10 protein-coding genes are annotated in these 12,513 nt (G+C 41.8%); 3 read left to right on the top strand and 7 right to left on the bottom strand.

The window, feature by feature from the left end; genetic code table 11:
* Positions 1–2: 2 nt before the first annotated feature.
* Together FQ608_RS02790 and FQ608_RS02785 are read left to right on the top strand one after the other, a co-directional pair.
* Positions 3–1,445: a SusD/RagB family nutrient-binding outer membrane lipoprotein gene (locus tag FQ608_RS02790; RefSeq protein WP_234364021.1), complete on the top strand. Its 1,443-nt coding sequence runs from the start codon at positions 3–5 to the stop codon at positions 1,443–1,445.
* A gap of 18 nt (positions 1,446–1,463) precedes the next feature.
* Complete coding sequence (locus FQ608_RS02785) at positions 1,464–1,952, top strand: hypothetical protein (protein ID WP_158856259.1); 489 nt, start codon at positions 1,464–1,466, stop codon at positions 1,950–1,952.
* 109 nt (positions 1,953–2,061) lie between these two features.
* Here FQ608_RS02785 and FQ608_RS02780 read toward each other — a convergent pair whose 3' ends face one another.
* The 7 genes from FQ608_RS02780 to FQ608_RS02750 all read right to left on the bottom strand — a co-directional run bounded on the left by FQ608_RS02780 (position 2,062) and on the right by FQ608_RS02750 (position 10,629).
* On the bottom strand, positions 2,062–2,541 hold the full coding sequence (locus FQ608_RS02780; RefSeq protein ID WP_158856258.1) for a hypothetical protein: 480 nt from the start codon (positions 2,539–2,541) through the stop codon (positions 2,062–2,064).
* 188 nt (positions 2,542–2,729) lie between these two features.
* A complete protein-coding gene (locus FQ608_RS02775) occupies positions 2,730–3,266 on the bottom strand; it encodes a helix-turn-helix domain-containing protein (RefSeq protein WP_158856257.1) in 537 nt (178 codons plus the stop codon).
* Positions 3,267–3,678: 412 nt separating this feature from the next.
* Positions 3,679–3,993, bottom strand: a complete 315-nt coding sequence (locus tag FQ608_RS02770; RefSeq protein ID WP_158856256.1) for a hypothetical protein — start codon at positions 3,991–3,993, stop codon at positions 3,679–3,681.
* 105 nt (positions 3,994–4,098) lie between these two features.
* Positions 4,099–5,748 (bottom strand): SulP family inorganic anion transporter, encoded by a 1,650-nt coding sequence (locus tag FQ608_RS02765; RefSeq protein ID WP_158856255.1) that lies wholly within the window; start codon positions 5,746–5,748, stop codon positions 4,099–4,101.
* 11 nt (positions 5,749–5,759) lie between these two features.
* Positions 5,760–7,637, bottom strand: coding sequence for a proton-conducting transporter transmembrane domain-containing protein (locus tag FQ608_RS02760; RefSeq protein ID WP_158856254.1), 1,878 nt, complete (start codon positions 7,635–7,637; stop codon positions 5,760–5,762).
* Positions 7,638–7,640: 3 nt separating this feature from the next.
* Positions 7,641–10,136 carry a YbcC family protein gene (locus FQ608_RS02755; RefSeq protein WP_158856253.1) on the bottom strand — a complete coding sequence of 832 codons (2,496 nt, stop codon included), beginning with the start codon at positions 10,134–10,136 and terminating at the stop codon, positions 7,641–7,643.
* A gap of 70 nt (positions 10,137–10,206) precedes the next feature.
* The gene (locus FQ608_RS02750; protein ID WP_158856252.1) at positions 10,207–10,629 is read right to left on the bottom strand and encodes a hypothetical protein; all 423 of its coding nucleotides are present in this window, start codon (positions 10,627–10,629) and stop codon (positions 10,207–10,209) included.
* 209 nt (positions 10,630–10,838) lie between these two features.
* On the opposite strand from FQ608_RS02750, the gene FQ608_RS02745 reads away from it, so the two are divergent.
* The gene (locus FQ608_RS02745; protein ID WP_234364020.1) at positions 10,839–12,494 is read left to right on the top strand and encodes a potassium channel family protein; all 1,656 of its coding nucleotides are present in this window, start codon (positions 10,839–10,841) and stop codon (positions 12,492–12,494) included.
* Positions 12,495–12,513 lie beyond the last annotated feature (19 nt).

Below are 12,513 nucleotides of genomic sequence, written 5' to 3'. Positions count from 1 at the left end.
TAATGAAAAAGATAATTAATTATATATTAACTGGTGTATTGCTTGCAGCAACCTCTTGTTCGGACTTTTTGGATATCAATGATTCTCCAAATGCCCCAGCAAGTGTGACACCGAACGTATTGCTTCCGGCAGCTTTGGCCGGTACTGCATTTGCCAATAACAATGAATTGAACCGTTTTGGCTCAACCATTACCAGTGTGACAGCTGGAGCTGCCAATTCTCCTGCTGCATATGACATATATAACCTTGACGGGGCAAATTTCAATAACCAGTGGAGATTTGAAATCTATAACGGATCTTTGATTACCTATAAAACGCTTATGGGAGTTTCAGAAGAAATTGGTTCTCGGTCTTATCAAGGTATTGCGAAAATTATGTCGGCATATACCTTTTCTATAGCTACAGATTATTGGGGTGATATTCCCTATTCTCAGGCACTCCAAGGGGAAGAAAATACAGCTCCTGAGTTAGATACTCAAGAGCAAATTTACTTAGGCGGCGATGGTGTTCAGAGTTTGTTTGATTTGGTAAAGGAAGGATTAGCGGATTTAGAATCAGCTTCAACTATCAACCCCGGCTCAGATGACCTTATTTATGGTGGAGATCTAGACAATTGGAAGAAAGCGGGAAACTCGTTGTTGCTTAAGTTTGCGAACACGATTTCTAGAGTTGCTCCTGAACGGGCTACTCAGGAAATTCAAGCGGTAATATCAGGGAACAACTTCATTGCCAACAATAGTGAAAACATGAATTTCACGTTTGGTTCAGCGGTGGGAAGCCGTGCCCCGGTTTATGAATACACCAATGTGACCGCATTTAGAAATGATATGATGATCAGTACCCGATTTTTAAATTTATTGCAAGGAAAGAACGATCCCCGTCTTCCAATTTTTGTTACCGCCCCTACAGGCAGTTATGTGACCATTGATAATGGATTTAGAGGAGCATTACCTACCCCAAACACATCGTGGTCGAGATTTAGTGAGTACGTTACTGGAGATGGAGAGGGACCGGTACGGTTTATGACAAACGCTCAAACTCAATTTATTTTGGCAGAGTCCGCTTTGATGTTGGGAACTCCCGGAGATCCTGAGGAATACTTCCAAGCTGGGATAAGGGCTTCAATGGCATTAGCTGGCTTGTCCTCTACGGAGATTGATGCGTATTTTGCAGCAAATCCAGACGAAGTAACCTTAAACGGATCGGAAGACGAAAACCATGAGAAGATCATGACACAAAAATACATTTCACTGTATGGAAATGGGGTGGAGCAATGGAATGATTACAGAAGGACGGGTTATCCCGTACTTGCCGATCATCAAAATGCGGTGGGTGTAGATGGTACCAGACCGGTTCGAGCGCAGTATGTAAATGAGGAAATCGCCAGAAATACCAATTTCGAGGTTATTCTTCCTAATGTAAGAGTGTGGTGGGACATTGATTAACTATAAAGCTAAAAGAAAATGAAATATATATTAAATATCGCATTATCCTTATTCGTACTTGTGGGCTTCGTTTCCTGCGAAGAGGATTTCGGGACCTTTAACAGGGATAACCGTCCTGAGGTCCCACTGATGTTTACCAATGCTACTACATTTGGACACGACCCATTTGTGGAAGTATCCCAGAATGAAACGATTGAGTTCGTCATGGAAATTCCCGAAAATTCTGGGAGAACCATAACCGAAATTCGAAAAGTTGCCGCTGGCGGTACAGCTATCAACATAGCTACGCTAAATAGCTCCGGCGATTATGTGGATGCGCCGATTCCTGGAAACGGAAACAGGGTGGTGTTCACTACAACGTTGGAAGAGTTTAGAGAAAAAAGGCCAGGAACTACGGTAACGGTGCCTAGCTCCGGATTTACTGAAATTGCATTCCTGTTTGAAGTGATTTTAGACAACAACGAAAGCATAGTGTCAATGAGGGCCAGAGCAAGAATTTCGCAGTAGTGAACTATCATTAAATTTGAAAAAGCCCAGAGGATTTAAGTCCTTTGGGCTTTTTTTGCTTTCCAAAATTTTTATCCAAGCTCAGGACAATTTGCGAATTACCTAGCGATTAATTTTTCACTAAATCGAGCTTTCTCATTTCTTTGAAATTAGAAATGGCTTCCTCCAACATATCCAGTTCGGCGGTTAGCGCTGCTTCAAACGCTAACCACGAGGTACCAGTGTAGTTTACCGACTCCCTGACTTTTGACTTTAATTCGAGATGTTTCTTATTCAATTGGAAAACTTCGCCTCCAACAGTAAGGGTCAGATTTTTCCTGTCAGTATTAAACTCGCTATTGATTTGATCTAAGTGGTGTTCAATTTCATTTAATCTATATGTGGATATACCCAGGAATTTTCTTAACTCGAGCAATGAATCGGATTCGATCGGATTACCTGTCCCATACTCCTCCAAACCAGAGGTCGTATCCACAGGTACATCATTTTTATGGTCTCCATTAATTTCACTTGGTTGGGCACAATAACTGAGTGCAAACAATAAAATTGATGAGGGTAAACCTCTATAAAAAACAGGGATGAACTTCATTTTGACAGTTTGAATAGGAATACATCTAAAAACGGGAATTTGTTTCATTAAGTATCTTTAAAAATGGTTACCGAATAAGTTTTATTTGAAACCTTAAATGCGCATACCTTCCAGGTTTCACCCGTTTAATCTGAACAAACAACTGATTATCAACTATACCTGAAAGGTTTTTCTTAACATAAACCACGCTATTTTTCACTATCGTCAAATCGGATTTCTCTAACCCGCTTGTAATAGGAAGGAGTGAGTCCGGTGATTTTTTTAAATTGATTGGATAGATGGGATACGCTACTGTAACTCAGTCTATAAGCGATCTCTGTCAAATTGAGCTCATCATATAGCAACATATCTTTAACCCTTTCAATTTTGTGAATAATTATAAATTGTTGGATGGTAATTCCTTTTACCTCTGAAAAAATGTTGGAAAGGTATGTGTAGTCATATCCCAGCTTTTCACTAATGTAATCGGAATAATTACTTTTCGGAAGCTCCTCATGGTAATATACCATTTTGATGATAACATTTTTGATTTTTTCAATCAGTATGCTTCTTTTATCTTCCAAGATATCGAGCCCGACACGTTTGAGGCACAAGTTTAGATCAATATACTGTTGATCGGAAATTGGGTCTTTGGTTTCTACCATACCAAGTTCGACAGAAAAATAAGGGATGCCTAATTTTTCCAACTCCTGTTGGACAATGAGTTTACAGCGGATATTAACCATATATTTGATATATATCTTCAAAACCTCTAATATAAAGTCAAAACCAATATTAAAAATCGAAATTGCCTCTAGATGAAAAAGTGGTAGTGAGTAGGAAATATACTGATATTAGAGATCATTTTAAAGCTATCCAATTGTTTTTTAACAAAGAAGGCACAGGATGTTAACTTCCTGTGCCTTCGGCTTCTAATTTCATTTTTAGTGGCAAGTTACAAATTTCCAGATTTAACCTGGATTATGGTTTAAGTTTCGTTACGGGGACTAAAATCGCATTAAAACCAGTCATTTCGGTGAGTGAGGCGTAGTTACCCCTACGAAGAACTCGAAATGTGAAGTGAGGCGACTGATTTTAAAGCGTTTTAAGTCCGCATTAGAAATTCTTGTGTATAATCCGGGTTAAATTATTCCGCCATTAAAGAAGTAAAATCAAGAGTACAATTACAACTAAAAGGGCACCTACTGACAGGTAGACACCACCTCCATTTTTCTTAAGTTCTTTTTTGATTTCACGAACCTCGGACCTCAGCTCTTTTTTTTCAGTTTTGTCCAATGTAGACATATCAAGTTCTTTTATTTCTTGCAAACGCAAGACCATAGCTTGGGCCGTAGCATCAGGCACAGAAGATGTTTTGTTTGACATATCCTTTCCAACGGCTTGAAAGGGAGCAGTTGAAAAAGAACTTACAATCAACACAGTTAAAATAAGAATGCGGGTTTTTCTAATCATCTCTTTTTTTTTGAACAAGTAAATTCATAATATTGAACAGAAAGTTTGTTACATATTTATTGAAAAAAGTTGCAGATTTTACAGATTTTTAGTTGTTTACCAGTGTCAATTGGCTTTTGGTTTCTCATTAGATTTTTTGAGGGATCTACTTGCCAAAAGATGGCTTGATTTTTTTTGTAAATGGCCCATGCCCACCAATTTAAATTCTCCCCCATCATGTGTATATGCATGTTGATACTGATGTAGATTTTCCATGACGGTATGGTCTACCAAATTGGAATTGGTAAAATCAAGGACGATGACCTTGCGTCTGGGAATAGTGTCAAGAAATTTTTTCAGCTTGATGTAGTTACTAAATACTGCCGAATGGTAGATTGAAACGGTGTATTCTCCTTTTTCACTTTCTGCGCGAACAGTAAAAAGTGGTTTAAAGACATATTTTATAGGAAGCCCGCTTAACAGATGTAGGATAAGCTTGGTCAGGATACCCAATCCAATTCCCAGAAGTAGATCAGTGGCCAATGTGGCTACAATCGTTACCAGAAAAATGAGCAACTGTTCTGATCCAATGTTATAAGTGGTTTGGAATTCCTTTGGAGATGCCAGTTTAAATCCCGTGTAGACAAGCATGGCGGCTAGTGCTGCCAATGGAATCTGGTGAATCAGTAACGGGACAAAGGCAACAAAAATCAGTAAAAAAATCCCATGAAAAAAATTGGACCAGACTGTTTTTCCTCCATTGTTGATATTGGCGGAACTTCGCACGATCTCCGAAATCATGGGTAAGCCTCCAATCATCCCCGCAAGGGTATTGCCTATTCCTATTCCCATCAGGTCTTTGTTCATATTGGATTTCCTTTTATAGGGATCCAAGGTGTCAATTGCCTTGGTGCTTAGCAACGATTCCAAACTTCCTACCAAAGCAAACATGATGATATATTTAAAGGAAGTCAAAGAAAGAAGCTGCGAAAAGTCCGGGAACGTTATTGCCGATAGCAGGTTATCAGGGAGTGTCACCAAAAATTTCGGTCCGATAGTATATTCGTGCCCGTCGAGAAAGAGATATTTATGCTCATGTTCCAGATCAAAATAGATTCCCAGAGGAATAGCCACGAGAATAACAACCAAAGGAGCCGGTAGCATTTTCAAAAACTTGTTTTTAAACAAAGGAAATAAAAACATGATCAACAAGCTAAGACCACCTATGATGGCAATATCGGGGTTGATTTCCTTGAAGGCATGAGGCAATTCGGCAAACAGCTCTAGAGTCTCGCTGGCCTCCGGCCTTACTCCTATCATAGTGAACAGTTGCTTGGCGATGATAATGATCCCGATTGCTGCAAGCATTCCGTGGACGGCGGCGGAAGGGAAGAAATCGGCCAAAACCCCCGACCGAATCCATCCGAATAGGATCTGAAGTATGCCAGCGGCTACGATTATGGCCAGCGTCATTCTATATCCAACTAGTGCGTCGCCTTTTCCCAATTCGTTCACAGCCCCCAATGCGATGATGATCAACCCGGCTGCAGGACCTTTGATAGTGAGCTGAGAACCACCGAGAAAGGTGACCACCAAGCCGCCTATGATGGCTGTGAAAATCCCGGCAACGGGGGGAAAACCAGAAGCCATGGAAATCCCAAGGCATAGTGGCAAGGCTATCAGAAATACTAAAAATCCTGCAATCAGGTCGGATTTCCAATGCTGGCGAAGCCCCGCAAGTTCCGCTTGGGGTACTTCTGATTTTTGTTTGTCCATAATTTTAGATCTTAGGAAGTCTTTAATGCAGTTGGATGATAGTTTTTTACATGGGGCCCGAGGAACAGCCGGGCATAAATCCGAATTAGGGCAATACCACCGAAAACAAAACTGATGGCGTCAAATGCAGCCAAAAAATACTGATCCTCATGGATATGGCTGAACAATAAGTCTACACCGACAAAGGTGGGAGTAATAGGAAATCCCATCACGCCTAAAGCGGCGATCAGAAATACGAGGGCCAATTTGGGATATTCGTAAACATGGCCATGATATTTATTCAAGTCAAAGTGGTTGGGTTCATTTTTTCTAAGTGAATTCAACGCCCAATAGCCAATAACTCCGGCGACTATTACCCCGCTGAGATAGATTTGGGTTTGGGCATAATCGAAACGTTCATTAAATGACACAGCTAGGGCTATCCAAAAATGGTTGGCCATCACCAGCATCAAAGCAAGTCGCGGGTAGGTCCTTTCCGAGAAAGCCTTGAAAACAAGTAACATTCCCAAAAACCCGAAAAGGGCCGGCATATAAGGAAGCACTTCCATCGGAATATATTCTTGATTGAAATAAAGAAGTAGACCGAAAGCATAGACTGGAAGAAAGATAAACATAAGATTGCGGGGAGTAAGAAAGTCAAGCTTCCTACCCACTCTTTTGACAGGACCAAACACCCATTTATTAAAGAAGTGATCCAGGTTCCATTCTTTCAGAGAGAGCATGTAAAGGCTATACTCCAGTTTTTTGGGAAAAGTGTCTTCAAGTGTTATCTCTCTGGGTTTGAAATGGTAAAATTTATCCCGAATCATATAGGCCACTACAGAGGGAGATACCAATAGCTGGTAGGTTCTCAGAAAGGCGTTTCCCGCAAAGTGAATTAACACTAAGGTTTCCAGTCCGAGTGCCACTTCGATAAACATGATACCTATCTGTGCGATGGAGGCATAGGCAATTTGGGTTTTTATAGTGGACTGGACCCGGGCTATGGGATATGCAATCAGTGCCGTGATCAGCCCAGTCAGTCCGATAAGGATTCTCGCGATGAGCTGATGTTCCCAAAAAGGGTAGGTCCTTAGTAGCAAAAATACGCCAAAGTGTACCGACAGTGACCCGTAGAAAATCGCAGAAGAGGGGGTAGGTCCTTCCATTGCTCTGGGAAGCCAAGATGAAAAGGGAAGCTGGGCGGATTTAGCAGCAGCTGCTACTAACAAGCATACGGCAATAAATAGCCCGGTTCCCTCATGAGCTACTAAGTGATGCGCCACTAACTTCTCATCCAAGAAGGAGATAAAAGCAATGTTCTCATGCCAAAGGTGATGGCTTGCCCACATCGCCAGAATTATCCCAATGTCACCGATCCGGTAAATGGAAAAGACTTTTACCGCATTTCGTACTGGCAAATACCGGTCTCTGTAGAATGCAATCAGCAGAAACGAGGAGATTCCCAGCATTTCCCAACCAAAAAACAAGGTTTCGAAATTTCCCGCCAATACAGTCAAGCTATATGCCAAGTAGAAAAAGAGCAGCGTATTAAAAAACCGTTTGTAACCGCTTTCTAAGTGCATATAAAATCGACTGTAGCGTGTAATAAGAAAGGTAATGAAAGACCCAACCCACAGGTAAACTGCCGCAATGCTATCAAAATAAAGGTCCAACAAAAACCGATAGTCTCCATTGTTATAAAGCTCCAATTCTGGAATGTCGATTGGGATGCTTCCTGAAAGCATCCAATATCCTATATATCCCGTCACGGTAAGCAGCTGTAAGCTAATCATCCCAAAGGCAACCATGGAAAAACCGGATTCCTTGCTTTTTGGTAGTAAAAGGGAAATTACAAATGCAAGCAAGGGCAGGATTACGAATGAACTAATAGTTAGCTGATGTATCATAGCTTATGCAATTAGAAAGACAGGGAGATTTTCACCGGTTGATTCCAATAGGCCGTCCAAATCATGTACTGACCGAATAGTCTGGGTAATGGGTTCATAGACTTCAAACCTCTCATCGCGAAAAACCAAGGCTTGCTTGGACTCTGGATTAATACAAACTAGTTTCACCCAATCATTGGCAAACCATTCGTAGGTACTTTGACTGGTTTGTATCGCTTTAAGAATCACTTCAGGAAAGTGCTCTACCGTAATTAGAATACGCAATGGATCGTGTATATCTACCATTTGTTGGGGCAGGCCTGTTCTTAGGTCTCCACCCATGCCGTTAGCAACACCGATTAGCCCTATCACGTTGTGTGGGAGCTTACTACCAGCACCAAGTCGCTGGTTATCCACTTTGGAAAAATAATATTCCAAATTGATTCCTCCGCAGACAGGTGCCACGGCTTTAAGGATACCGAATAGATGAGTCCCTTCCGGATCAATACGGTAGTCGTACGAATTCAAAAAAGCTCTCTTGTCCAAAAAGAGATGGCGGTTGTTTTCCCTCCTGCCAACTATGCAAAGGGCATTCGTGGCATGATTCCACTCCGGCCGAGGTTCGAAGAGAGACAGGGCACGGAGCTTCACTTGGTCATGTACCTTCTTCACAGCCTGTTTGGAATTAATAGTTTGAAATCTCCTGGACCGTTCCTTTGCATTATAGTCCAATGCTGTTTCAAAAACCTGTAAATTCTGCTCATGGAGGACCCGGTTCACGCCAGAAAGCACCTTTAAGTCAAAAAATACCATTTCGTCCCTAGTAGTATCATGCAACCCTCCGACAAACTGGGTAGTATGGGGGATTTGAATTCCCCTTTCTCCAAGTATTATTCGTACCTCAGGGTTATTACCAATTTGGGCGGCTACCCGCGCATTTACAGAACCAGAGCGTCCACTGCATGCTCCACAATCATAGCCGGCATAATGGGTATTGTTCACCGAACTCGCCCCATGACCCATTATATAGACTAATGGGGCAAAATCAGCTACCAATCCGATGCTTTTTAATAGTCCCTCCATAGCTGCTGCCATTTCGCTTACCGTAAATCCAATTTGAAGTCCATGATGTTTGTGGTCGGGATTTTTACATGATACGGTCAGTTTGCCATTGGGATCCATGTGATGAAAGGAAGAAACCATGGCCGGAGTTTCTGATGGCAAGAATATACTTTTGGCAAGCTTTAGGGCCGACCAGAACCCCATCGTTTGAGAGATGGCCCACCCACCAAAGATCCCCTTGGTATGCTTGCTGAAATGTGCATCCTTCTGATGGCGTAATTTGGATTCGCTTTCCTTGATGACGTGTAGGGGTGTGACTGGAGCGGGACATACCTTGGTCATAAACTTCCCATGCTCAGGTTGGAAATAAAAGGGAAGGTTGAAGAATCCAGCGGTTCCGAAAGTGCTTGCGTTCGGAGCAAATCGCTCCACGTACCTGCGGATCGAACAGGACCGGTCATCGATACAGAAAAGTGCCTGAAACGGGGGAGTAGTTGTAGGTTTTTCTTCTTTCTCGGGCCCTAGCTGTAGTCCTTTGATCACCTGATCGTAGTATGTCCATTCCATGGCTTCTTGCCACAATTTATGAATTTCAATTATTTCTGAATAGATCGGTGCATCCAATATACCGGGCAGATGGTCCGGGATATAGGCCGCCAACGCACTCCAATTGCTTCCCCGTCTTCGGTCAAGTGCATCAATTTCTAGGATGCATTCCAAAAAAATTAAGTCCTTTAAGGTGATGACCCGTTTGTCCAGTAAAGACTCCGGATGATTTTCAAGGACGGATACCATTCCCGACCATCCGGGATGGGCAAACTGTTGGTCGAAAAGGTATTGGGCGTACCTATCGGTGTTACCCACCAAGACGTCCAACAAGTCCTCTATTTTAGTTTGATTGTTGAATAATAATTGACGGGCTCTTTTACTTTTTATAAAGGAGCTGAAACTGTTTTTCTCCAACGTCCGTATACCAGCTACTAGACCTTTGGACTCAACTGGGAAATTCCAAATCGAAATTCCTTGATCCAAATAGGCACTAATAATTCGGAAGAGGTTTTGATGGACCTCTTTATCTAGATTCAGATTAAAGTGCTTTTTCCATAGTATTCTCAGCTGACCAATTTTAGGTTCGGAGAACTCTGCTAAAGGACTGTGAAGAAGAAGATGTCTCCAGCGCGAAAGTTCATCCGCACTTTTATGGGAAATAATGATCCTGTCGAGTATCTCAGGATTTATCTTGTTTCGGTGATATAATTCCCTGTATTTTTCAAGATTCCAGTACACGGTGTAACCGAAATTTTCGGAAGCCGTCTGAACGGCCTTATGAAATGGAAGACGCTGAAAGGCGTGGAGTGTATTGTGATGGACAAAGTCCTTAAGTGGTGCCTGTGCAGGCAGGTAATGACCCAATTCATGCAAAGTATGCTGCAGGTCAAATGACACAGGATGCGCCATAGTGAAATGTGTTTATAGTGAATTTAATACGTAATAAAATGCCGATGCTTATAGCTTTCGGTTGAGTTAATCAGAAAAAGGGAATTCTCAAACTTCGGTATAATATATATAAAGGAATTTCCAGCATAGGGTTAATCCTATTTTCTGCTGAAAAACCTTCCTTAAAAAAAAGATGATTATTTGCCGTAATAAAAGAAGGTGAGCAAAAGATGAACGAATGGGTAGATCCCTCATGTCGTTCCTCTTTGGATTCCTCAACTTCTTCCACTTCCAATGCTACCATGAAGAGAGAATTGAATATGGAAATATCTGGAGTAGGAGATTGAATTTTTTCCTGCCCTTCGAATTCCGGAGTGGCAATTATCTTCGAAATAAAAGTTGAGGATGCAAAAGAGGAAACCGTTAAAAATATAATGGCCACACCAATCAATCGCAAAAACCCATTTACGGTTTTGCACAACTTATTTTTGGCATGAATACTTCCTAGTCGCATGACGTTTTATTCCAGTACAAATGTACGACTTGTTTTTCTGAAATGTAATTCCTTTTTTTAAAAAAATTAGCGGTTGAAACCAGTAGACTGCTTAAATTTTTTTTCAAACTATTTCTTATGCCAAGTGGATTGCTTAATCTTGTGTCTATACCGTATCCCGTTCGCCGCGAGACAGCATGAAAATCCTTTTTACCCAAATTAGTTTCTTTTTGAAGAATAAGCCTGAACAGCGAAATCTGCTTCTATTGATAAAGCTTTCTGCTGTTCTTTTGGCGATAATTATTTTTTTTACCATCTGTTTTCATCTCTTGATGCTTCGGGAGGGAAAGGAGTTTTCTTGGATTACGGGATTTTACTGGACGCTAACCGTAATGTCGACCTTGGGATTTGGTGATATTACTTTCGATGGGGATTTGGGAAGAACATTTAGTATCATCGTACTGATGACGGGGATGCTGTTTTTGTTAATTCTGTTTCCTTTTACTTTTATTAATTTTTTCTATTCCCCTTGGATGAAGGCACAAGAACAAGCTCGGGTACCAAGGAAATTACCAGATAGTATAAAGGGTCATGTGGTGCTTACGAAATTTGATCCGGTAGCGGAGGCATTGATCAAAAAACTGAAAAGGATAAACTTTCCCTACGTGGTATTGGTGAGGGATTATGCCGAAGGATTACGGCTTCGGGAAATGGATATTGAGGTAATGCTGGGGGATCTTGATGATCCGGAGACTTATAGAGCGTTGCATGTGCAGCAGGCTGCATTAGTGGCAACTACTGCCTCAGATGTTGTGAATACTGGGGTTGCATTTACCGTCAGGGAAGTTAGCTTAAAAGTTCCCATTATAGCCACCTGCAATGTTGAGGCTTCTGAGGACATTCTGCAGTTGGCTGGTTGTACACACGTTATCAGGCTGGGTGAAATTATGGGTATTTATCTTGCTAGAAGAGCGAGTGGAGGAGATGCCTCCGCTCAGATTATCGGGGAATTTGGAGCGCTAAAAATTGCCGAAGCCTCCGTAAAGGGTTCTTCTTTAGTTGGAAAGCAGCTACGTGAAACCGGGCTAAGGGCCATTGTGGGCGTAAATGTTTTGGGTGTGTGGGAACGGGGGAAATTTAAAGCGGCACAGCCTGAATCGGTAATCAACAAAAATACAGTGTTAGTTTTGGCGGGTTCATCAAAACAGATCGAGTTGTATAACAAAAACTTCTGTATCAAAAAAACCAAAACAGCACCATTACTTATCATTGGCGGCGGCAGGGTAGGAAGGGCTACCGGAAGGGCATTGTTGGAGAGAGGCTTGGACTATCGGATCGTCGAGAAATTGCCGGATAGAATTCTTAATGATGAAAAATATATTTTTGGGGATGCGGCAGAATACGAAGTGTTGCTGAAAGCAGGCATTGATAAGGCACCCTGTGCTATTATCTCTACCCATGACGATGATGTAAACGTGTACTTGACTGTTTATTGCCGTAAGTTACGTCCTGATATGCAGGTGATTTCCCGATCTACGTTGGAGAGAAACTTGGCCACTATGCACCGGGCCGGGGCGGATTTTGTCCTTTCCTATGCATCCATGGGAGCCAATGCAATACTTAACCTACTTAAAAGAAGCGACACCTTAATGGTGGCAGAGGGATTGGATTTGATAAAGGTAAAAGCTCCCGAGCAATTGGTAGGCAAAAGTATTGCCGAGAGCAATATCCGCAAAGAAACGGGCTGTACCATCATTGCAATCAAAAGCGAAACAGGCATGAAAATAAACCCCGAACCAACAGACATCATTTCCGAAGGAGTAGAGCTAATTTTGATTGGTACAGTTGAGGCGGAGAATAATTTTTTTAAAGAATTTGGAACCTGATAGTGGGAATATCCCCTAC

This window comes from Lunatibacter salilacus (assembly GCF_009797935.1).
Taxonomy (GTDB): Bacteria; Bacteroidota; Bacteroidia; order Cytophagales; family Cyclobacteriaceae; genus Lunatibacter; species Lunatibacter salilacus.
This window is presented reverse-complemented; position numbering and strand designations above follow the sequence as displayed.